The organism is Streptomyces sp. NBC_00376, assembly GCF_036077095.1.
Classification (GTDB): domain Bacteria; phylum Actinomycetota; class Actinomycetes; order Streptomycetales; family Streptomycetaceae; genus Streptomyces.
In genome coordinates this window covers 1,486,648-1,507,932 of sequence record NZ_CP107960.1, presented here as the reverse complement: position 1 = coordinate 1,507,932, position 21,285 = coordinate 1,486,648, and the positions used below count along the sequence as shown (strand labels likewise).

The 21,285-nt window shown below is 71.3% G+C and carries 16 protein-coding genes; 6 read left to right on the top strand and 10 right to left on the bottom strand.

Features of this window, described 5'->3' with window-relative positions; all coding sequences use genetic code 11:
- Position 1: 1 nt before the first annotated feature.
- The 6 genes from OG842_RS06850 to OG842_RS06825 all read right to left on the bottom strand — a co-directional run bounded on the left by OG842_RS06850 (position 2) and on the right by OG842_RS06825 (position 8,250).
- A complete protein-coding gene (locus OG842_RS06850) occupies positions 2–964 on the bottom strand; it encodes an HpcH/HpaI aldolase/citrate lyase family protein (RefSeq protein ID WP_266728439.1) in 963 nt (320 codons plus the stop codon).
- Entirely contained in the window at positions 961–2,973 is a 2,013-nt protein-coding gene (locus OG842_RS06845) for a protein meaA (protein WP_266728438.1), read from the bottom strand. Before OG842_RS06845 ends, OG842_RS06850 begins: the two co-directional genes overlap by 4 nt.
- 1 nt (position 2,974) lies before the next feature.
- Positions 2,975–4,312 (bottom strand): crotonyl-CoA carboxylase/reductase, encoded by a 1,338-nt coding sequence (gene ccrA / locus OG842_RS06840; RefSeq protein ID WP_266728437.1) that lies wholly within the window; start codon positions 4,310–4,312, stop codon positions 2,975–2,977.
- Between the two features lie 365 nt (positions 4,313–4,677).
- Complete coding sequence (locus tag OG842_RS06835; RefSeq protein WP_266728436.1) at positions 4,678–5,472, bottom strand: GNAT family N-acetyltransferase; 795 nt, start codon at positions 5,470–5,472, stop codon at positions 4,678–4,680.
- Positions 5,473–5,561: 89 nt separating this feature from the next.
- Positions 5,562–6,377, bottom strand: a complete 816-nt coding sequence (locus tag OG842_RS06830) for a TetR family transcriptional regulator (RefSeq protein ID WP_266728434.1) — start codon at positions 6,375–6,377, stop codon at positions 5,562–5,564.
- Between the two features lie 91 nt (positions 6,378–6,468).
- Complete coding sequence (locus OG842_RS06825; RefSeq protein WP_266728432.1) at positions 6,469–8,250, bottom strand: 3-hydroxyacyl-CoA dehydrogenase family protein; 1,782 nt, start codon at positions 8,248–8,250, stop codon at positions 6,469–6,471.
- A gap of 364 nt (positions 8,251–8,614) precedes the next feature.
- Here OG842_RS06825 and OG842_RS06820 point away from each other — a divergent pair, with 364 nt between their 5' ends.
- A complete protein-coding gene (locus tag OG842_RS06820) occupies positions 8,615–9,196 on the top strand; it encodes an adenylosuccinate lyase (RefSeq protein WP_266728430.1) in 582 nt (193 codons plus the stop codon).
- Positions 9,197–9,209: 13 nt separating this feature from the next.
- Here the strand turns inward: OG842_RS06820 and OG842_RS06815 are convergent, their stop codons facing one another.
- The 3 genes from OG842_RS06815 to OG842_RS06805 form a co-directional block, all read right to left on the bottom strand.
- Positions 9,210–9,755: a GNAT family N-acetyltransferase gene (locus OG842_RS06815; protein WP_266728428.1), complete on the bottom strand. Its 546-nt coding sequence runs from the start codon at positions 9,753–9,755 to the stop codon at positions 9,210–9,212.
- 57 nt (positions 9,756–9,812) lie between these two features.
- Complete coding sequence (locus OG842_RS06810; protein WP_266728426.1) at positions 9,813–11,417, bottom strand: alpha/beta hydrolase; 1,605 nt, start codon at positions 11,415–11,417, stop codon at positions 9,813–9,815.
- A gap of 181 nt (positions 11,418–11,598) precedes the next feature.
- On the bottom strand, positions 11,599–12,651 hold the full coding sequence (locus OG842_RS06805) for an Rv2578c family radical SAM protein (protein ID WP_266728424.1): 1,053 nt from the start codon (positions 12,649–12,651) through the stop codon (positions 11,599–11,601).
- A gap of 149 nt (positions 12,652–12,800) precedes the next feature.
- On the opposite strand from OG842_RS06805, the gene OG842_RS06800 reads away from it, so the two are divergent.
- The 4 genes from OG842_RS06800 (at position 12,801) to OG842_RS06785 (ending at position 19,428) form a co-directional block, all read left to right on the top strand.
- A complete protein-coding gene (locus OG842_RS06800; protein WP_266728422.1) occupies positions 12,801–13,244 on the top strand; it encodes an SRPBCC family protein in 444 nt (147 codons plus the stop codon).
- A 188-nt stretch (positions 13,245–13,432) separates the two neighbouring features.
- Positions 13,433–15,922 carry an MFS transporter gene (locus OG842_RS06795; protein ID WP_266728420.1) on the top strand — a complete coding sequence of 830 codons (2,490 nt, stop codon included), beginning with the start codon at positions 13,433–13,435 and terminating at the stop codon, positions 15,920–15,922.
- Positions 15,923–16,113: 191 nt separating this feature from the next.
- Entirely contained in the window at positions 16,114–18,573 is a 2,460-nt protein-coding gene (locus OG842_RS06790; RefSeq protein ID WP_266728418.1) for an ATP-binding SpoIIE family protein phosphatase, read from the top strand.
- Positions 18,574–18,684: 111 nt separating this feature from the next.
- Positions 18,685–19,428: a class I SAM-dependent methyltransferase gene (locus OG842_RS06785; RefSeq protein WP_266728416.1), complete on the top strand. Its 744-nt coding sequence runs from the start codon at positions 18,685–18,687 to the stop codon at positions 19,426–19,428.
- A 58-nt stretch (positions 19,429–19,486) separates the two neighbouring features.
- Here OG842_RS06785 and OG842_RS06780 read toward each other — a convergent pair whose 3' ends face one another.
- Positions 19,487–20,527 carry an aldo/keto reductase gene (locus OG842_RS06780; RefSeq protein ID WP_266728414.1) on the bottom strand — a complete coding sequence of 347 codons (1,041 nt, stop codon included), beginning with the start codon at positions 20,525–20,527 and terminating at the stop codon, positions 19,487–19,489.
- Positions 20,528–20,658: 131 nt separating this feature from the next.
- Here OG842_RS06780 and OG842_RS06775 point away from each other — a divergent pair, with 131 nt between their 5' ends.
- Positions 20,659–21,261, top strand: a complete 603-nt coding sequence (locus tag OG842_RS06775; protein WP_266728412.1) for a TetR/AcrR family transcriptional regulator — start codon at positions 20,659–20,661, stop codon at positions 21,259–21,261.
- Positions 21,262–21,285 lie beyond the last annotated feature (24 nt).

Sequence of the window (21,285 nt, the reverse complement as noted above, 5' to 3'; positions counted from 1 at the left end):
ATCAGGCCTCCGGCGCTTCGAACTTGGAGGTGCGCTGCATGCCGGCCGCGCGGCCCTTGCCCGCGATGACCAGGGCCATCTTGCGGCTCGCCTCGTCGATCATCTCGTCGCCCAGCATCGCCGAGCCCTTCTTGCCGCCCTCCTCGGAGGTGCACCACTCGTACGCGTCGAGGATCAGCTCGGCGTGGTCGTAGTCCTCCTGCGAGGGCGAGAACACCTCGTTGGCGGCGTCGACCTGACCCGGGTGCAGTACCCACTTGCCGTCGAAGCCCAGCGCCGCCGCACGGCCCGCGACCTCGCGGTACGCGTCCACGTCACGGATCTGCAGGAAGGGGCCGTCGATCGCCTGGAGGTCGTGCGTACGGGCCGCCATCAGAATGCGCATCAGGATGTAGTGGTAGGCGTCCGCGCCGTAGCCGGGCGGCTGCTGACCGACGACCAGGGTCTTCATGTTGATCGACGCCATGAAGTCGGCCGGGCCGAAGATCAGCGTCTCCAGGCGGGGCGAGGCGGCGGCGATGTCGTCGATGTTGACGAGGCCCTTGGCGTTCTCGATCTGCGCCTCGATGCCGATCTTCCCGACCTCGAAGCCCATCGTCTTCTCGATCTGGGTCAGCAGCAGGTCCAGCGCCACGACCTGCTGGGCGTCCTGGACCTTCGGCAGCATGATGCAGTCGAGGTTCTGGCCGGCGCCCTCGACGACCGTGATGACGTCGCGGTACGTCCAGTGCGTGGTCCAGTCGTTCACCCGCACGACCCGGGTCTTGCCCGTCCAGTCACCGTTGTTCAGCGCGTCGACGATGGTGTGCCGGGCGCCCTCCTTGGCGAGCGGCGCGCAGGCGTCCTCCAGGTCCAGGAAGACCTGGTCGGCCGGGAGGCCCTGGGCCTTCTCCAGGAACCGCGGGTTCGAGCCGGGCACTGCCAGACACGAACGGCGCGGGCGCAGGCGGTTGACGGCAGTCATGCGGGGACCTCCAGAGGGTCGAGCTTGTTCGCTTTCCGGATCTCGTCGACGATACGGCCGATGATCTCCGTGATACCGAAATCCTTCGGGGTGAATACGGCGGCGACACCGGCCCCGATCAGGGCCGACGCGTCGGCGGGCGGAATGATCCCGCCCGCGATGACCGGGATGTCGGCGGCGCCCGCCTCGCGCAGCCGGGTGAGCACGTCCGGTACGAGCTCGGCGTGCGAGCCGGACAGGATCGACAGACCGACGCAGTGCACGTCCTCGGCGAGGGCGGCCGAGACGATCTGTTCGGGGGTCAGCCTGATCCCCTGGTAGACGACCTCGAAGCCGGCGTCACGGGCCCGCACGGCGATCTGCTCGGCGCCGTTGGAGTGCCCGTCCAGGCCCGGCTTGCCGACCAGCAGCCGCAGCCGCCCGGCGCCCAGGTCGGCCGCGGTGCGGGCGACCTTCTCTCGGACCAGGGCGAGCGGGGTGCCCGCCTCGGCGGTCACCGCGACCGGCGCCGACGAAACGCCCGTCGGGGCCCGGAACTCACCGAAGACGTCGCGCAGCGCCCAGGACCACTCGCCGGTGGTGACACCCGCGCGGGCGCACTCCACGGTCGCTTCCATCATGTTCTCGGTGCCCGCGGCGGCCTTCTTCAGCGCCGCCAGCGCCTCCGTGGCGCGGGCCTCGTCGCGGTTGTCGCGCCAGTCGTGCAGGGCGGCGACGACCCGGGCCTCGTTGGCCGGGTCGACCGTCATGATCGCCCCGTCGAGGTCCGCGGTGAGCGGGTTCGGCTCCGTCGTCTCGTAGATGTTGACGCCGACGATCTTCTCCTCGCCGCCCTCGATCCGGGCCCGGCGGGCGGCGTGCGAGGAGACCAGCTCGGACTTCAGATAGCCGGACTCGACGGCCGCCATGGCGCCGCCCATCCGCTCGATCCGGTCGATCTCGGCGAGCGACTCGGCGACCAGCTCGTCCACCTTGGCCTCGATGACGTGCGACCCGGCGAAGATGTCCTCGTACTCCAGCAGGTCGCTCTCGTGCGCGAGCACCTGCTGGATGCGGAGCGACCACTGCTGGTCCCAGGGCCGGGGGAGCCCCAGCGCCTCGTTCCAGGCCGGCAGCTGGACGGCGCGGGCGCGGGCGTCCTTGGAGAGCGTGACGGCCAGCATCTCCAGGACGATGCGCTGGACGTTGTTCTCCGGCTGCGCCTCGGTCAGGCCGAGGGAGTTGACCTGGACGCCGTAGCGGAAGCGGCGCTGCTTGGCGTCGGTGATGCCGTACCGCTCGCGGGTGATCCGGTCCCAGATGCGGCCGAAGGCGCGCATCTTGCACATCTCCTCGATGAAGCGGACGCCCGCGTTCACGAAGAAGGAGATCCGGGCGACGGCATCGCCGAACTTCTCCTCGGGCACCTGCCCCGAGTCACGGACCGCGTCGAGCACGGCGATCGCCGTCGACATGGCGTACGCGATCTCCTGGACCGGAGTGGCCCCCGCCTCCTGCAGGTGGTAGCTGCAGATGTTGATCGGGTTCCACTTCGGGATGCGGTTGACCGTGTACGTGATCATGTCGGTGGTCAGCCGCAGCGAGGGACCGGGCGGGAAGACGTGCGTCCCGCGCGAGAGGTACTCCTTGACGATGTCGTTCTGCGTGGTGCCCTGGAGCCGGGTGGGATCGGCGCCCTGTTCCTCCGCGACCACCTGGTAGAGCGCAAGCAGCCACATCGCGGTGGCGTTGATCGTCATCGAGGTGTTCATCTGCTCCAGGGGGATGTCCTGGAACAGCCGGCGCATGTCACCGAGGTGCGACACCGGCACGCCGACCCGGCCGACCTCGCCGCGGGCGAGGATGTGGTCGGGGTCGTACCCGGTCTGCGTCGGCAGGTCGAAGGCGACCGACAGGCCGGTCTGGCCCTTGGCGAGGTTGCGCCGGTAGAGCTCGTTGGACGCCTCGGCGGTCGAGTGACCGGCGTACGTCCGCATGAGCCACGGGCGGTCCTTCTGACGCCCACTCATGTCAGACGTTCCGGAAGCGGTTGATGGCGTCGATGTGCTGCTCGCGCAGTTCCTCGTTGCGCACGCCGAGCCCCTCGCGCGGGGCGAGCGCCAGCACGCCGACCTTGCCCTGGTGGAGGTTGCGGTGGACGTCGTACGCGGCCTGGCCGGTCTCCTCCAGCGAGTAGACCTTCGACAGCGTGGGGTGGATCTTGCCCTTGGCGACGAGCCGGTTGGCCTCCCACGCCTCGCGGTAGTTGGCGAAGTGCGAGCCCACGATCCGCTTCAGCGACATCCACAGGTAGCGGTTGTCGTACTCGTGGTTGTAGCCGGAGGTGGAGGCGCAGGTGACGATCGTGCCGCCCTTGCGGGTCACGTACACCGAGGCGCCGAAGGTCTCGCGGCCCGGGTGCTCGAAGACGATGTCCACGTCCTCGCCGCCGGTGAGTTCACGGATGCGCTTGCCGAAGCGCTTCCACTCGCGCGGGTCCTGGTTGTGCTCGTCCTTCCAGAACTTGTAGCCCTCGGCGTTGCGGTCGATGATCGCCTCGGCGCCCATCTTCCGGCAGATGTCGGCCTTCTGCTCGCTGGAGACGACGCAGACCGGGTTGGCGCCGCCGGCCAGCGCGAACTGCGTGGCGTACGAGCCGAGTCCGCCGCTGGCGCCCCAGATCAGCACGTTGTCGCCCTGCTTCATCCCCGCGCCGTTGCGCGAGACGAGCTGGCGGTACGCGGTGGAGTTGACCAGGCCCGGAGCGGCGGCCTCCTCCCAGCTGAGGTGCTGAGGCTTCGGCATCAGCTGGTTGGACTTGACGAGCGCGATCTCCGCCAGGCCGCCGAAGTTGGTCTCGAAGCCCCAGATCCGCTGCTCGGGGTCGAGCATCGTGTCGTTGTGGCCGTCCGAGGACTCCAGCTCGACCGAGAGGCAGTGGGCGACGACCTCGTCGCCGGGGTGCCAGGCGTTGACGCCGGGGCCGGCGCGCAGGACGACGCCCGCCAGGTCGGAACCGATGACGTGGTACGGCAGGTCGTGGCGCCGGGTGAGCTCGCTGAGCTTTCCGTAGCGCTCCAGGAAGCCGAAGGTGGACATCGGCTCGAAGATCGAGGTCCAGACGGAGTTGTAGTTCACCGAACTCGCCATGACGGCCACCAGGGCCTCGCCGGGCCCGAGTTCGGGCACCGGGACCTCGTCGAGGTGCAGCGACTTGCGGGGGTCCTTGTCGCGAGTGGCGAGCCCGTGGAACATCTCGGTCTCGTCCTTGTGCACGGTCACCGCGCGGTACGACTCGGGGATGGACAGGGCCGCGAAGTCCGCGGCTGTGCTGTCCTGCGATTGGATCGCGTCCAGGATTTCCTTCACGGGGTGCCTCCGGCGGATGGGGGCGCTGAGGGAACGCTTGCGATCCCTGCGAGCAGGAGAGGGAACGGGGTGGAGGTGCTGCCGTCGGTTCGGCTGTCAAAGCTTCGGCTTGCTCTGTGGAGCAGAAGGGTTTGCCTGTGACGCAGGCGTCCGGGCGCGCAGGCAAATCGCTTGCGGGGACAGCCGGCGTACGTGAGTTCGCAGCACGCCGGCCGCCCGGACAACTTCAACGTATGGCACTCCGTGACACCTGGCAAGGCACTCGGTGCCAACAATTTCTCTCACTTGTCACCCGCCGGGCACTTATGAGCAAGGAGAGGGGGGTTTCGTAGGCAAATGCCCCGTGAAATGCCGCGAATGATCGATCAGTGCGAGCGGTACACATAGGGCGTCGTGGTGCTCAGCGCGCGGAATCCGAGCCGCCGGAGGATCGGAGCGCTCATGTCGGTGGCATCGACCTGAAGGTAGCCGTAGCCGCGCTCCACCGCGATCTGGGCGCGGAAGGCCACCAGGGCCCGGTAGAGGCCCTTTCCGCGCCATGCCTCGACCGTGCCGCCGCCCCAGAGCCCCGCGAAGCCCGTGCCCGGGTACAGCTCCATCCGGGCCGAGCTCACCGGCTCGTCACCCGCCATGGCGAGCACGCCGACGAAACCGTCCGGGTCCTCGGCCAGCCGGGCCGGCACCTGATGCCGCAGCCGCGACCAGTCGGAGCCGAACGCCCGCTCATGGGCGAGGGCCATCAGCTCCACGTCGTCCGCGTCACGCACGGTGCGCAGCCGAACGCCGTCGGGGAGCTCCACCCGCGTCGAGAGCTCCGCGACCGGGGCGACCAGCAGGGTCTCCGGCTCCTCCGCCTCGAAACCGGCCGCCAGCAGCCGCCGGTCCAGATCGGCCGGCCGGTCGTGCGCGTACAGCTTCCACTCGAATTCGCCGTGCCCGAGCGCCGTGTAGTGCGCCACCTGGGCCGCGATCACCGCGTCCGCCCGAGCGGGAGCCAGGTCCGGGGATGACCAGACGACACCGTTCCAGTCGTCGGCCGCGCCGACCTGCCGTACGACGTCGCCGGTGCGCTCCACCCGGACCCCGGGGCCGTCGGGGCGGGCGTGCTCGCGCATCTCGCGGTCGAAGACGGTCAGCAGTGCTTCGTGATGATGATTCATCCGCCCACCACAACACCGGTGAGCGGGCCGGGCAACCAGGTTTCGGCGCGGGCCGGGGCGGGGGCGTGCCCGCCCCCGCCCGCGCCCGTTCAGCGGGCCTGGAGCGCCTGCTGGATCGTGCGCATCACTTCGTCGAGCGGTGCGTCGGTCCGCGCCACGGCGACCAGCACCTCGCCCTGGGAGGCCACCGAGGCGGCGGGCTGCTTCGCTGGCTCGGCGCCGACGGTCCGGCCGGCTCCGATGCCGCTCCCGAAGGTGTCGCGGACGATCGCGAAGGCGTGGTCGAGCTGGGCCTCCACGTCGCCCTCGCCGCCCGCCCGCAGCCAGCGGCGCAGGACGTGGTTGTGCGCGGTGACCACGGCGGACGCCGCGACCTCCGCCAGCAGCGGGTCGTCGTTGCCGACATGGTGGTCGCGCTCGTCGAAATGGCCCAGCAGATAGCGGGTGAACAGCCGCTCGTAGCGGGCCACCGAGGCGATCTCCGCCTCGCGCAGGGTGGGGACCTCGCGGGTCAGTTTGTATCGGGCCACGGAGACCGCGGGCTTCGCCGCGTACATCTTCATGACTTCCTTGATGCCGCGGCAGACGGTGTCGAGGGGGTGCTCGTGCGCCGGTGCGGCATTGAGGACGGCCTCGGCCCTGACGAGGGTGTCGTCGTGGTCCGGGAAGATCGCCTCTTCCTTGGAGCGGAAGTGCCGGAAGAAGGTCCGCCGGGCGACCCCGGCGGCGCCCGCGATCTCGTCGACCGTCGTCGCTTCGTACCCCTTCGTGGCGAAGAGTTCCATCGCCGCGGCGGCCAGTTCACGGCGCATTTTGAGCCGTTGGGCGGCGGCGCGCGTGCCGGCGGCACTTTCCTGTGCGTCGGGCGCGGCGGAGACACGGGGGGACCTGGCGGGCTGGGACATGGTGTGAACGTACTGCATCGGGTCGGGGGAGTGCGCCCGTGGGGGCGGGCCGCCCGAAGGATCGAGCAGCCCGCCCCAACCGGCACCTTTCTCAGCGCCGGGCATGTTCGCGGAAGCCGCGCCCCGTCTTGCGGCCGAGGCAGCCGGCGGCCACCAGGTGTTCGAGCAGCGGCGCCGGGGCCAGGCCCGGGTCGCGGAACTCGCTGTGCAGCACCTTCTCGATGGCCAGCGAGACATCGAGACCGACGACGTCGAGCAGTTCGAACGGGCCCATCGGGTAGCCGCCGCCCAGCTTCATCGCCGCGTCGATGTCGTCGAGCGTCGCGTAGTGCTCCTCGACCATCTTGATCGCGTTGTTGAGGTACGGGAACAGCAGCGCGTTCACGATGAAACCGGCCCGGTCCCCGCAGTCCACCGGGTGCTTGCGGACCTTGCCGCACACCTCGCGGACGGTGGCGTGGACATCGTCGGCGGTGAGCACCGTACGGACCACCTCGACCAGCTTCATCGCCGGCGCAGGGTTGAAGAAGTGCATCCCGATCACGTCCTCGGGACGCGAGGTGGCCCGCGCGATCGCGACGACCGGCAGCGACGAGGTGGTGGTGGCGAGCACGGCACCAGGCTTGCAGACCTTGTCCAGGGTCCCGAACAGCTGCTGCTTGACTGAGAGATCCTCGGCGACGGCCTCCACCGCGAGGTCGACATCGGCGAAGGCGTCCAGCGAACCGGCCGCGGTGATCCGGGCCAGGGCGGCGTCCCGCGCCTCGGCCGTCAGCCGCCCCTTGGTGACGGAGCGCTCCAGCGACTTGGCGATCCGGCCCTTGGCGGTGTCCGCCTTCTCCTGGCCGCGGGCGGCGAGCACCACGTCGTACCCGGCCTTCGCGAAGACCTCGGCGATGCCCGAGGCCATCGTCCCGGAACCCGCGACACCCATCGAACGCACCGTGCGCCCGGCCGATGCCGATCCGTCGTCGCCCGGCGTCAGGGCGTCCGGCACCACGGTCTGGCTGCCGGGCCCCTCGTACGTGTAGAAGCCGCGGCCCGCCTTGCGGCCGGTCAGCCCCGCCTCGCTCAGCTGCCTGAGCACCGGCGCCGGGGCGTGCAGCCGGTCGTGCGACTCGGCGTACATCGCCTCCAGCACGGTGCGGGCGGTGTCGATCCCGATCAGGTCGAGCAGGGCGAGCGGACCCATCGGCAGACCGCAGCCGAGCTTCATCGCCGCGTCGATGTCCTCCCGGGAGGCGTAGTTGGCCTCGTACATCGCGGCGGCCTGGTTGAGGTAGCCGAACAGCAGGCCGTCGGCGACGAAGCCCGGCCGGTCGCCGACCGCGACCGGTTCCTTGCCCAGGCTACGGGCGAGCGCGGTGACGGTCTCGACGGCCGGCGGCGCGGTCAGCACCGAGGAGACCACCTCGACCAGCTTCATCGCGGGCGCCGGGTTGAAGAAGTGCAGGCCGAGCACGCGCTCCGGGCGCAGCGACTCGGCGGCCAGCCGCGTCACGGACAGGGCGTTGGTGCCGGTCGCCAGGATCGTGGTGGGGGAGACGATGGCGTCGAGCTCCCGGAAGACCTGCTGCTTGATCTCGTACGACTCGGGCACGACCTCGATGACGAGCTCCGCCTCCGCGGCGGCCCGCAGGTCGGCGGAGGTGCGGAACCGGGCGAGGGCGTCGCCCCGCTCCTCCTCGGTGATCCGCTCGCGCCGCACGGCGCGGGCGGTCGCGGCTTCCAGGGCGGCGACGGCCCGGCGGGCGGCCTCGTCGCTGATGTCGATGCCGATGACCTCGTGGCCGGCACGGGCCAGGACCTCGGCGATGCCGGTGCCCATGGTGCCGAGACCGACGACGGCAATGGTGCTGAGCGGGGTGTCCATCACGGGACTCCAGAGAATGAGTGACGACTGTGAGGAGGCACGGAGCGCGCACTGTGAAAAGGGAGAACCGGCGCGACACGTGCGGGAGTTGCGTGTCGTGGTACTCGGGGCCGGCGCGCCATGGGCACGCCCGGACCCGGAAGGGGCGACGGACTCTGTCCCGGAGTCACGTCTGCAGAACTGCCGAACCGACAAGCACTCCGGGTGGCTGCGTCACCAGGCCACCGGAGCAAGCGGGGATGGTGTCCCGCTCACATGAGATTAACTGCCGGGTAACGAGCGCGCCAGCCCCGGCTCGCTGTGCCCCATGCCACATTTCCCCCGCCCCTCGATACGCAGAGTCCCCGCCGATACGCTGACGGTCATGGACGAGGAGTTCCGGTCGCTCGCGGACCGGCTTGCTGACGAGGCGGAAGCGGCGGGGGAGTCGGCGCAGTGCCGCGGACTGCTCGCCACCGAGGACGAGGAGGAACTGGCCCGCGTCCTGGTGGAACGCGAACGCCCGCTCTGGGCCCGTGAGATCGCCGCCTTCCGGCTCGGCTGCGGCGGAGACCGGCGGGCCTTCGAGGCGCTGGTGCTGCTGCTCAACCACCGCGACCCGGAGCGCTGCGTCTCGGCCGCCCACGCCCTGGTGCGCCTGGGCGACCCCCGTACGCCCCGGGCCGCCGCGGCCCTGGCGACCAACGCCCTGCGCACCGCGTACGCCCTGCACCCGGTGCGGCTGCTCACCGAGCTCCGGGCCCCGGAGTCCGTACCGGCGCTGATGAGCACCCTGGAACGGCTGCTCGCCCCCGGCGACCCGCACTGGCGGGTGGCGCTCGCCTGCGTCGAGGGGCTCGGGCAGCTCGGGGACGGGCGGGCCCGCCCGCTCCTGGAGGCGGCCCTGCCGCACCCGAGGCTGGGCGGCGCGGCCCGCGACGCGCTCGGCCGGCTGGGCGCGCCCTGAAGGAGCGCCGGACTCAGGAGGCGGCGGAAGCGCCGAGCGCGCGCAGGTACCGCACCTCGGGCACCAGCGAGCCGTCCGCCTCGAAGGACTCCTCGGCGCCGTCGGGACAGAAGCCCGCGCGCTCGTAGAAACGGCGGGCCGGGGCGTTCTCCTTCAGCACCCACAACGCCAGGTCCGGGAAGCCGTCGGCCGCGGCACGGGTGAGGATCTCCGCCATCAGGGCGCGGCCCGCCCCGGTCCCGATCTGCTCGGGCGCCACGTAGAGCGCGTACAGCTCGCCCCGCGCGAGCGGCCTGCCGTTCTCCCGGCGCGCCCCGTAGCAGCCCCAGCCGATCACTCCGAGGTCCGCCCGTTCGGCCACCACGTTCACGAGCGTGGTTCCCTGTGCGAAGGACGCGCGGCGCCGCTCCACGTCCTCGGCGACGGTGAGGTCCATGCCGTCCAGATACGACTGCGGCACCAGCCCCGCGTACGCGGCCCGCCAGCCGCGCACCCGGACCCGCGTGACGGCCTCGCAGTCGTCGACCGTCATGTCCCGCACATGTATCCGTGTCGTCATACGGGCCATCCTGGCGCATCCGCCGGGACGGCCCGTACGCGGGCCGGAGCGGGGCCGTCAGCCGCGGAAACCGAGCAGCCCGTGCAGGGTGGCGCCCCTGCTGCCGGTGCCCGTCCGCCGCACCGACCTCGAAGCCGCCTCGCCGGTCAGCGGCTGCGGGTCGGGGGACTTGGCGCACACCGCGTCCGCGCCGGCCCGGCTGCCCTCGCCGCGCGGGACGGTGCCCTTGGCGAGATAGTCCACGAGGTAGGTGTCCAGGCAGTCGTTGCCGCTCAGCGTGATGCCGTGATTGCCGCCGCCCTGCTCGACGACCAGGCTGGAGCCGCGCAGCCTGCGGTGCAGGGTGACCCCGCCCTCGTACGGCGTGGCCGCGTCGTCGGTGGCCTGGAAGAGCAGTACCGGCGGAAGGTCGTTGTTGGAGACCCGCACCGGATTCAGCGGCTCCACCGGCCAGTCGGCACAAGGGGCGTTGTACCAGGCGTTGTTCCAGGTGTAGAAGGGCGCCTTGGTGTGCACCCGAAGGCTGTCGGCGCGCCAGGTGTTCCACTGCCGGGGCCACTGGGCGTCGCGGCACTGCACGGCCGCGTAGACCGAGTACCCGTTGTCGTCCTCGGCGTCGGCCGCGCCGAATTTCTTGTACGCCTTCACGAGCGCGTCCTGGTCGCCGTCGTCGGTGTACGCGGCGAACACCTCGGCCAGGTAGGGCCAGTACCCGTTGTAGTAGCCGCCCGGCAGGAAGGTGTCCTCCAGTTCGCTCGGGCCGACCTTCCCGCCCGCCGGCCGTGCCTTGACGGCCTCGCGCATCGCGTACCAGGCCGCCTCGACCTTCGCCGGGTCGCTGCCGAGCCGGTACGTGGAGTCGTGCTTCGCCACCCAGGCGGCGAACGCCTTGTGGCGGGCGTCGAAGGCGTAGTTCTGGCCGATGTTGTCGTCGTACCAGACACCGTCGGGGTCCACGTTCGAGTCGAGGACGAAGCGCCGCACCCGCTCCGGGAAGAGCTTGCCGTACACCGCGCCGAGGTAGGTGCCGTAGGAGTACCCGAAGTAGTTGAGCTGCCGGGAGCCGGTGGCGCGCCGGATCACGTCGAGGTCCTTCGCGGCGCTGATCGTGTCCATGTACGGCAGCAGATCCGGGTACTCGCGCCCGCACGCCTCGGCGAACGAACGGGCCCGGTTGCGGTTGGCCGCCTCGACGCCGAGCGAGCCGGGCACCGAGTCGGGGCGCACCGGGGCGAAGTAGTCCGGTACGCAGTCCAGCGCCGGCCTGCTCTTCCCGACGCCGCGGGGATCGAAGCCGATCACGTCGTACTGCGCGGCGACCGCCTTCGGCAGTGCGGACGCCACGAATCCGGCCATCGACAGACCGCTGCCCCCGGGGCCGCCCGGGTTGACGAGCAGAGGGCCCTGGAAGGTCTTCGCGGTGTGCGGGACGCGGGACAGGGCGAGGGTGATCTGCCGGCCCGACGGATTGTCATGGTCGAGCGGTGTACTGACCGATGAGCACTGCAGCCGCGGATAGGACTTCGTGGCGCAGTCGGTCCATTCGAGCTTCGCGGCGGCGGGCCGCGCGCCGTTGTCGGCGGTTGCCGTGGCCGGTGCGGTGGTCACCAGGCCGGCGACCGTCGCACCGACGGCGAAAAGAATTACCGGACGTTTCGTCATATGGCCTCCCGTGGTGGGGGAAACACGGCTGCGGATGGCGCAGCCCCCGCCGCATGCTCCCCGCATTCGCGTCGGGAAGGGCCTGTTGTGTCAAGAGTTGACCCGTTTGCCCGTGCCGGTTGCGCCGGGCCGTCCGCGAAGGTCCGGGCGGACCGGGGCGGGTCGAGGCCGGCGGGGCGGGTCAGAGGAGGGTCAGCTGCGTGGGCCCGGGGCCGTCGAGCGGTGCGTGCTGTTCCGTTCGCGGTTCGTTCCGGGTGGGGAGCCGCCGGGCCGTGCCGCGGTGCGAGGGGCCGATGCCGAACTCGGCCGCCAGCTCGTGGACGTACCGGGTGATGCGGCGCTGGTACCACTTGGGCGCGTAGGCCCCCTCGGCGTACAGCCGCTCGTACCGCCGCACCAGGTGGGGGTGGTGCTTCCCGAGCCACTGCGTGTACCACTCCCGGGCGCCGGGCCGCAGATGGAGGACGAGCGGGGTCACCGAGGTCGCCCCGGCGGCGGCGATCGCGCGGACGGTGGCGCGCAGCTGGTCCGGATGATCGCCGAGGAACGGGATGACGGGGGCCATCAGCACACCGCAGTCGATGCCGTTCTCGCTCAGGGTGCGGACGGCATCGAGGCGGCGCGCGGGGGAGGGGGTGCCGGGCTCCACGGTGCGCCACAGCGCCTCGTCGACGAAGCCGACCGAGACGGAGATGCCCACGTCGGTGACCTCGGCGGCCTGGCGCAGCAGTTCCAGGTCGCGCAGGATCAGCGTCCCCTTGGTCAGGATCGAGAACGGGTTCGCGTGATCGCGCAGGGCCGAGATGATGCCGGGCATCAGGCGGTAGCGGCCCTCGGCGCGCTGGTAGCAGTCGACATTGGTGCCCATCGCGATGTGCGCGCCGTGCCAGCGGCCGGACGCGAGGTGGCCGCGGAGCAGCTCGGGGGCGTTGATCTTGACGACGATCTGGGAGTCGAAGCCGAGGCCGGTGTCGAGATCCAGATAGCTGTGGGTCTTGCGGGCGAAGCAGTAGACGCAGGCGTGCGAGCAGCCGCGGTACGGATTGACGGTCCATTCGAACGGCATCCGCGACGCGCCCGGCACCCGGTTCACGATCGAGCGGGCCCGGATCTCATGGAAGGTGATCCCCCGGAACTCGGGGGTGTCAAAGGTGCGCGTGGTCACCGCGTCGGCGGTGAAGAGCGCGCTGTTCCCGGTCGTGGCGGGGTTCTCGACCAGATTGTCCCAGCGCATGGACGCCTCCTCGGTAGCACTGGACAGAGAATAGAACACTTGTTCCCTTGATCGTTTTCTCCCCTTCGTCCCGGCCCGGATTTTGAGCGGCGTGCCCGAGGTGGTTGGCTCAGCACACCCCCGAACAACCGAGTGCTGGAGGAACAGCCATGGCGCAGGTCGAGGCCACGACAGAGCGAGTCATCGCCGCGGACGCGGAGACGGTGTTCGACGCGCTGGCCGACTACAAGGAAGTCCGCGGCAAGGTGCTGCCCGGACACTTCAGCGAGTACGAGGTGCGCGAGGGCGGTGACGGCGAGGGCACCCTCGTCCACTGGAAGCTCCAGGCCACCAGCAAGCGGGTCCGCGACTGCCTGCTGGAGGTCAGCGAGCCCACCGACGGCCAGCTGGTGGAGAAGGACCGCAACTCCTCGATGGTCACCACCTGGACCGTCACCCCGGCCGGCGAGGGCAGGTCGAAGGCCGTCGTCTCGACCGTCTGGAACGGCGCCGGAGGCATCGGCGGATTCTTCGAGAGGACCTTCGCGCCCAAGGGCCTCGGCCGGATCTACGACGAGCTGCTGCAGAACCTCGCCGCCGAGGTCGAGAAGTAGCCCGCCGGACTCTTGACCGGCCTCACCGGTTCGGGTGGTTTTCCCGGCCCGTCCAGTGGTGCGCCGTAGTGGCTCCCACCGGGGGCTAAGCCCCCCGAGTGCGCCGTCAGCGCCCCCCGTCGCGTTTGCCCTCCCTTCTCGCCCAATGGCAGAAATGGGCGGCGCAGATGCGACGAGGGGAGCGGCACGTGGTGGGTGGGATCACTCTGTTGGAGGAGGAGCCGGGCGGCACGGGGACCGCCCAGGCTGCTGCCGCGTCACCCGCCGGGCCGCCCTTGCCGCCCTCCGCCGAGACGGAAGCGGTGGAACGGGACCAGGCGTCGGCCCCGTACGACGGACCGGAGACCAGTCCCCGGCGCATCCGGCTGATCTTCCTCGGGCTGATGCTCACGCTCCTGCTCGCGGCGCTCGACCAGATGATCGTCGCCACCGCGCTGCCGAAGATCGTCGGCGAGCTGCATGGCCTGGAGAAGATGTCCTGGGCCGTCACCGCTTATCTGCTCGCCTCCACGATCGGACTGCCGATCTACGGAAAGCTCGGCGACCTCTTCGGCCGCAAGGGCGTCTTCCAGTTCGCCATCGTCGTCTTCGTCATCGGCTCCGCGCTCGCCGGCTGGTCCCGCACCATGGACGAGCTGATCGCCTTCCGCGCCGTCCAGGGCATCGGCGGCGGCGGGCTGATGATCGGGGTCCAGGCGATCATCGCGGATGTCGTGCCGCCCCGGGAACGCGGCCGGTTCATGGGGCTCATCGGCGCCGCGTTCGGCCTCGCGTCCGTGGCGGGCCCGCTGCTCGGCGGCTTCTTCACCGACCACGCCTCCTGGCGCTGGTGCTTCTACATCAACGTCCCGTTCGGCCTGGTCACCCTCGCCGTCATCACCGTCGTACTGAAACTCCCCAGGCCCACCGTCCGGCCCCGGCTCGACGTCCTCGGCGCGCTGCTGCTCGCGGCCGCCTCCACCTGCCTGGTGCTGCTGACCAGTTGGGGCGGAACGGAGTACGCGTGGGGCTCGCGCACCATCCTGGGGCTGGGGGTCGGCGCCCTCGGAACAGCCCTGCTCTTCCTGGTAGTCGAGCACCGGGCGGCCGAACCCATCATCCCGCTCCGGCTGTTCCGCGACTCGATCTTCAACGTCACCGCGCTCGTCGGAGCGATCGTCGGGGTGGGACTGTTCGGCGCCGCCAGCTATCTGCCCACCTTCCTCCAGATGGTCGACGGGGCCACGGCCACCGAATCCGGGCTGCTGATGCTCCCGATGATGGGCGGCATCGTCATCGCGTCCGTCGTCTCCGGCCAGCTGATCTCCCGCACCGGGCGCTACCGCGTCCACCCGATCCTCGGCAGTGCGATCTCGGTGGTCGGGATGTGGCTGCTCTCCCGCCTCGAAACCGACACCCCACGGCTCGAATACAGCATCGCGCAGGCCGTGCTCGGCATCGGGATCGGGCTGATCATGCCGGTCCTGGTGCTCGCCGTGCAGAACTCCGTCGAGCCCGCCGACATCGGCTCCGCCACCAGCGCCAACAACTACTTCCGGCAGATCGGCGGCAGCGTCGGCGCCGCCGTCTTCGGGACGCTCTTCGCGGGCCGCCTCGCGGACGCGCTCGCCGTCCGCCTGCCGTCCGGCGCCGACCTCCCCGACCCCGGGTCGATCACCCCGCAGCTGGTCCATGCCATGGAGCCCGCGCTGCGCGACAGTTATGTCCAGGCGTACGCCGACGCGATGCCGCGGATCTTCCTCTACCTCGTGCCGGTGCTCGCGCTCGGCCTGTTCTTCGCCTTCTTCCTCAAGGAGAAACCGCTGGTGTCCCACCACAGCCCCGAAAACGCCGCCGAGTCCATGACCGTTCCGGCCGCCCGCACCAACTTGACGAACACGACCACCGAGGCCGCCGCCGCTCCGCCGCCCGTCTACCTGTCGGGAGTGCCGGTCTGCGGCAGCGTCCAGCACCCCGACGGCACGAAGGTCCCGCGCGCCGCCCTCACCCTCATCGACGTCCAGGGCCAGCAGGTCGGACGGGGCGCCAGCGGCGACGACGGGCGGTACGCGCTGAGCGTGCCGGGCGCCGGTTCGTACGTCCTCATCGCCGCGGCCGGCGGCCACCAGCCGCAGGCCGTCAGTGTCACCGTGGGCGAACGGCCCGTCGAGCTCGATGTGGTGCTCGGCGGGGCCGGGCGCCTCGCCGGGACCGTCGTCACCGCCGACGGCATCCCGGTGCGCGACGCCGCCGTCACCCTCACCGACGTCCGCGGCGAGGTCGTCGCGTCCACCCGCAGCGGTCGCGAAGGCGGCTATGTGATCTCGGAGCTGGTGGCCGGGGAGTACACCCTCGCCGCCAGCGCCCCCGCCTTCCGGCCCGCCGCGCTGCCGGTGAGCGTGCAGGCGGCCAGGGAGACCCGGCAGGACATCGAGCTCGCCGGCGGCGCGGTGCTGCGCGGCGTCGTACGGGCGAGCGGCGGCCGGCCGGTCGAGGACGCCCGGGTCACGCTCCTGGACGCGGCGGGCAATGTGGTCGACACCCTCACCACGGGCCCCGACGGGGCATTCCGGTTCGTGGACCTGTCCACCGGCGAGTACACGGTGATCGCGGCGGGGTATCCGCCCGTGGCCACCGTGCTCCAGGTGGCGGGCGGCGGACGCACCGAACGCGACCTCCAACTGGGGCACGAGGACTGACCGTCCGGAGGGACGAAGGGCCGGCCGCCGGCCTCCCCGGCCGGCCCCGACCCGTGGCCGGGCCGCTCCGCGCGCCGGGCGCACCACCCCTGGGGGTGATTCCGCCGATGACCGGCGGGTGCCGGACACGGGAGCCGTACCGTGGAGCCACGAACCGCGGAACGCAGCGGTGGGGAAGGAGCCTCCCAGCCATGGAACCCGAGGTGCCGCCACAGCGGACCACGTCGCCGAGCGGCGCCATGACGGGCCGTGTGCCGCTGGCCGTCGCGGTGGTCGACGCGGACGGGCTCGTCTCCCACTGGTCGACCGGCGCCAGACGGCTCTTCGGCGTCACCAGGCACGAGGCGGTCGGCTGCCCGGCCGGTGAACTCCTCCCGATCTCCGGCGTGTTGGGGCGGGTGGAAGAGGAGGGCCGCTCCGGAGGCGGCCCCGGTCCGGTCTGCGGACTCGGATCCGAACTCGACGGACCGCCGGGCGGGAACCTCTCGTACCCGGCTACGGGCCGGGCCCGGATCGACGAACCGGAGCGCGGCCGGATCGACGTCCTGTGGTGGGCCTACCCGCTGGTCGGCCCGGGGGCCGAGCGCTTCCTGGTGCTCGCCGCGGACGCCGGACGGCTCGGCGGGGACGGCGAGGTGGACGGCCGGGACACCGGGACCGTCGCCCCCGCCTTCGCGCTCCACACCGACTTTCCCGGCTACCAGGAACTGGCGGGCCGACTGCCCGAGATCCTGCCCAGCATGAGCGTCGGCGAGGCGACCAGGATCGTCGCCCAGGTCCTCGAACTCGGCTATCCCGTACTGGAATTCAGCCATCGCAGCCAGGTCCCGGTCACCCCCGAGTGGGGTGTGCCGCGACGCACCTCCCGGCTCCCCGTCCAGGGCCCGCCGGGCGAAACCGGCGGATCGCCCGTGCCCCGCACCGCGCCCCGCCCCGAGCTCGACCTCGAATACGCGGCGGTCCGCGAACGGCTGGAGTTCCTCAACGAGATCAGCGGCCGCATCGGCACCTCCCTCGACCTGGAGCGCACCATCCGCGAGGTCACCAGCGCCGCCGTACCCCGCTTCACAGACTTCGCGGGTACGCATCTGCGCGCCGCCGTCCTGGCCGGCGAGGGCTTCCCCGACGGGCCGCCCGACGTCACCACCGTCTGGCACCGGGTCTGGGTCGAGCACAACGACGAGCCCGGCCGCTGGGACGACACCGTCCCGGTCGGCGAGTCCATCGCCTTCCCCGAACACACCCCGTTCTTCCGGTGCATGGTCACCGGCGAACCCGTCCTCGTCCGGTACGTCAGCGAGGAGCTGAGCAACCGGATCTCCGGCGAGTTCGAGAAACGCGACCTGCGCCCGCTGATCACCCACCGCTCCCTGCTGATCGTGCCGCTCAAGGCCCGCGACGTGGTCCTCGGCTTCATGGTCCTGATGCGCCGTCCCGGCCGTGAGCCCTTCGACGGCATGGACCGCACCACCGGCGCCGAACTCGCCGCCCGCGCCGGGCTGGTACTCGACAACGCCCGGATGTACACCTACCAGGAGAACGTCGCGGAGACGCTCCAGGACAGCATGCTGCCCCAGGTCGCACCCCGGATGGCCGGCTGCGACATCGCCACCCGCTACCTGCCCGGCACCCGGCTCGGACGCGTCGGCGGCGACTGGTTCGACTCGGTGAAACTGCCCGGCTCCCGGACCGCGCTCGTGGTCGGCGACGTCATGGGGCACGGCCTCAACTCGGCAGCGATGATGGGTCAGTTGCGTACCGCCGTACTGACCATGGCCACGATGGAGGTGCCGCCGGCCCGACTGCTGCGCAACCTGGACGACCTGGCGCAGCGCCTGGGCGAGCAGTACCTGGCGACGTGCCTCTACGCCGTCTACGACCCGATCCGTTCCGAGGTCCGGATCGCCAACGCCGGGCACATCCCGCCCGTGCTCGTCCGGGCCGAGGACGGGCGGGCCGAACTCCTGACCCTGCCCACCGGCGCCCCCATCGGTGTGGGCGGCGTCGCCTTCGAGACCGCGACCGTACGGGTGCGGCCCGGCGACCGTCTGATCCTGTGCACCGACGGCCTGGTCGAGGTGCGCGGCCAGGACATCGGGGCCGGGCTCGCCGCGCTCTGCGCCTCGGCGGCCCATCCCGCCGCCTCCATGGACGACGCCTGCGACACGATCATCCGCGCCCTGAACCCGAGCGGAGGCCGCAAGGACGACGTGGCGCTGCTGATGGCCCGGCTGAACGGCATCTCGGAAGTCGATGTCGCAGAGTGGCAACTCGCCCTGGATCCACGAGAAGTGGCGCGGTCGCGACGCCTGGTGCGCGGGAAACTGCTCGACTGGGAGCTGTCGGACGCGGTGGAGTCGGCCGAGCTGATGGTCAGCGAGCTCGTGACCAACGCGGTGAAGCACGGCCGGTCCCATCACATCGTGCTCCGCCTGGTCCGCACCGGCGCCCTGCTGTGCGAGGTCAGCGACGACGAACCCGCCCCGGCCACACTGCTCGACGCCGCCACCCACGACGAGTCCGGACGCGGCCTGCTCCTGGTGAGCAGCCTGGCCCGCGAATGGGGCACCAGCACCACGGCCCACGGCAAGACCGTCTGGTTCGAACAGGCGCTGAACGGGATCCCGGGGCCCAGGTCGCACACCTGGTGAAGTCCTCGCCACGAGCGGGTGGATGCTGTGCGGGGTCTTGCCGCTGCCGTCCCGGGACGGTAGTCCGGTCCTGAGCACAACACCGCACGACGAACGGACCGGGGAGCGCGCATGGACGTGTCACAGCACTACCGCGAGGCGTGGGAGGGCTTCTGGGCCGCCACCTCGGACCTGCCCGGCGAGGCGATCTGGGACTCCGACCCCTCCCTCACCTCCGTACCCGACACCGAACGTCTGCTGCCGCACGCCGACACCTCGCTGCCCGTCGTCGACCTCGGCTGCGGGAACGGTACGCAGACCCGCTATCTCGCGACCCGTTTCGACCGCGCGATCGGTGTGGACCTCGCGCACGCGGCCATCGCGCACGCCCGCCGCGCGGACACCGCGGGCGTCGCCGAGTTCGCCCAGCTCGATCTCGTCGACGAGGAAGCCGTGGCGGACCTGCACAAGCGGATCGGCGACACCAATGTGTACATGCGAGCGGTGATCCACCAGAGCGAGCCCGGGGCCAGGCCCGCCGTCGCCGCGGCGGTCGCGGCGCTGCTGGGGGAGCGCGGACGGGCCTTCGTCGTCGAGCCGACCCCGGCCTCCAAGGATGTGCTCCAGCTGGTGGCGCAGGGGCCGGACGGCCCGCCGGAGAAGCTGCGCCGGGTGCTTCAGTACGGGCTCAAGCCGGCGAGCGCCACGGAGGAGGAGGTACAGCGGCTGCTCCGGGAGGCCGGTCTCACCACACTGGCCGGCGGTGCGACCGCCCTGGCCCAGACCGAGTTCCTGCCCGACGGGACCCGCGTCGAGCTGCCGTCACGCTGGTACGTGCTGGCGCCCGCGGAGCGTCGGGACGGAGGCCGGCGGTAGGCCCTGTCGTCGAACTGCCGTCTGCCGCCCGGTTCGACGACAGGGCCGCCGCGGCGGGTCAGCCCGTGGGCCCGCGCCGTCGCGCCGCGGCGGCCAGGGCCGGGCTGCGGTAGTCGGTGTCCGAGGGGTTGAGCGTGACGCCGGGCGGGACGATCGCGTCGATGCGGTCCAGGATCTCGTCGTCGAGACGGAGCTCGGCGGCGGCCAGCTGGTCGGTCAGCTGGTCGACGGTGCGGGGCCCGAGGATCACCGAGGTGACCGCCGGGTGGGTCGCCGCGAACGCCAGCGCCAGGTGCGTCAGCGAGACACCCGCCTCCCGTGCCACCGTCAGCAGTTCCTCGACGGCTTCGGCCTTGCGGCGGTTGCCGGGCAGTTCGAGGTCGAACTTGTGGGCCACTACGCGGCGGAAGGCGTCCAGTTCGACCGGCTCGCCGTGGCGGAACCGCCCCGTGAGCCAGCCGCTGTTGAGCGGGCTCCAGGTCAGCACGCCGAGTCCGTACTTCTGCGCGGTGGGCAGCACGTCGGCCTCGATGCCGCGTACGAACAGCGAGTACGGCGGCTGCTCGGTGCGGAAGGGGATGTGGTTGCGCCGGTCTGCGGCCCACTGGGCCTCGACGAGCTGCTCGGCGGGGAAGTCCGATGTGCCGATGGCCATGATCTTGCCCGCGCGCACCAGGTCGGACAGCACGGACAGCGTCTCGTCGATGTCGGTGGCCGGGTCGGGGCGGTGCACCTGGTAGAGGTCGATCCGGTCGGTGCCCAGCCGGCGGAGGCTGTCCTCGACGGCCCGGGTGAGCCAACGCCGGGAGTTTCCGCGCCGGTTCGGATCGTCGTCCCCCATCCGGACCGGGAAGTGGCCCTTGGTCGCGAGCACGACCTCGTCGCGCCGGCCGTGCAGGGCCTTGCCGATGATCTCCTCGGCCTCGCCGCCGGAGTACTGGTCGGCGGTGTCGATGAAATTGATCCCGCCGTCCAGCGCCGTGCGGATCAGCCGGGTCGCTTCGTCGTGGTCGCTGTTCCCCCAGGCGCCCAGGTGCAGGGTGCCCAGGGCGAACTTGCTCACGGAAATTCCGGTGCGCCCGAGAATCCGGTGCTGCATGACTGCCCCCTGATGTCGTATCCCCGTAGAGAGGAGCGGAGTTGCTACCTCTTCGACGCGGTGAAGGTAATACATGCAACATTCGTGTTGCAAATTGAGGCTTCGGCGGAATGCTGATGTAGCGTTTCGCCATGACGGTGCAGAAGCAGCAGGCGAAACGGCCCCTCCGGGCGGACACCGAACGAACGGTGCGGACCATCCTGGAAGCGGCCGAGCGTGTCCTGGCCGCCAACCCGGCGGCGACCATGGAGCAGCTCGCACGGGCCGCCGGGGTCGCCCGGACCACCGTCCACCGCCGCTTCGCCACCCGTGAGGCGCTGCTGGACGAACTCACCGGCTGGGCCGCCCGCCAGTTCGCCGAGGCCGTGGAGGCCGCCCGCCCGGACGCCGCTCCTCCGCTCGTCGCCCTCTACCAGGTCACCGCCAATGTCCTGCGCGTGAAGACCGACTGGTCGTTCGCCATGAACCGCACGGCCGAGGACAGTCACCCCGAGGCGGCCCGTCTCCACGCCGAGGTCCGGGCCACCTGCGCCCGGCTCTTCCGCCGTGCCCAGGAGGCGGGCGTGCTCCGCCCCGACATCGACCTCGACTGGACGCGGCGCGTCTACTACGGCCTCATCCACGAGGCGGCCAAGGAGGGGGTGGAAGGCGGGGACGCCGACGCGCTCGCCACGCGCGTCGTGGACACCCTGCTGCGTGGCGCCGGGGCTCAGGGCGGACTTGCGGGAGCCTGATCGGCCCCGGTGGAAATCACGGGC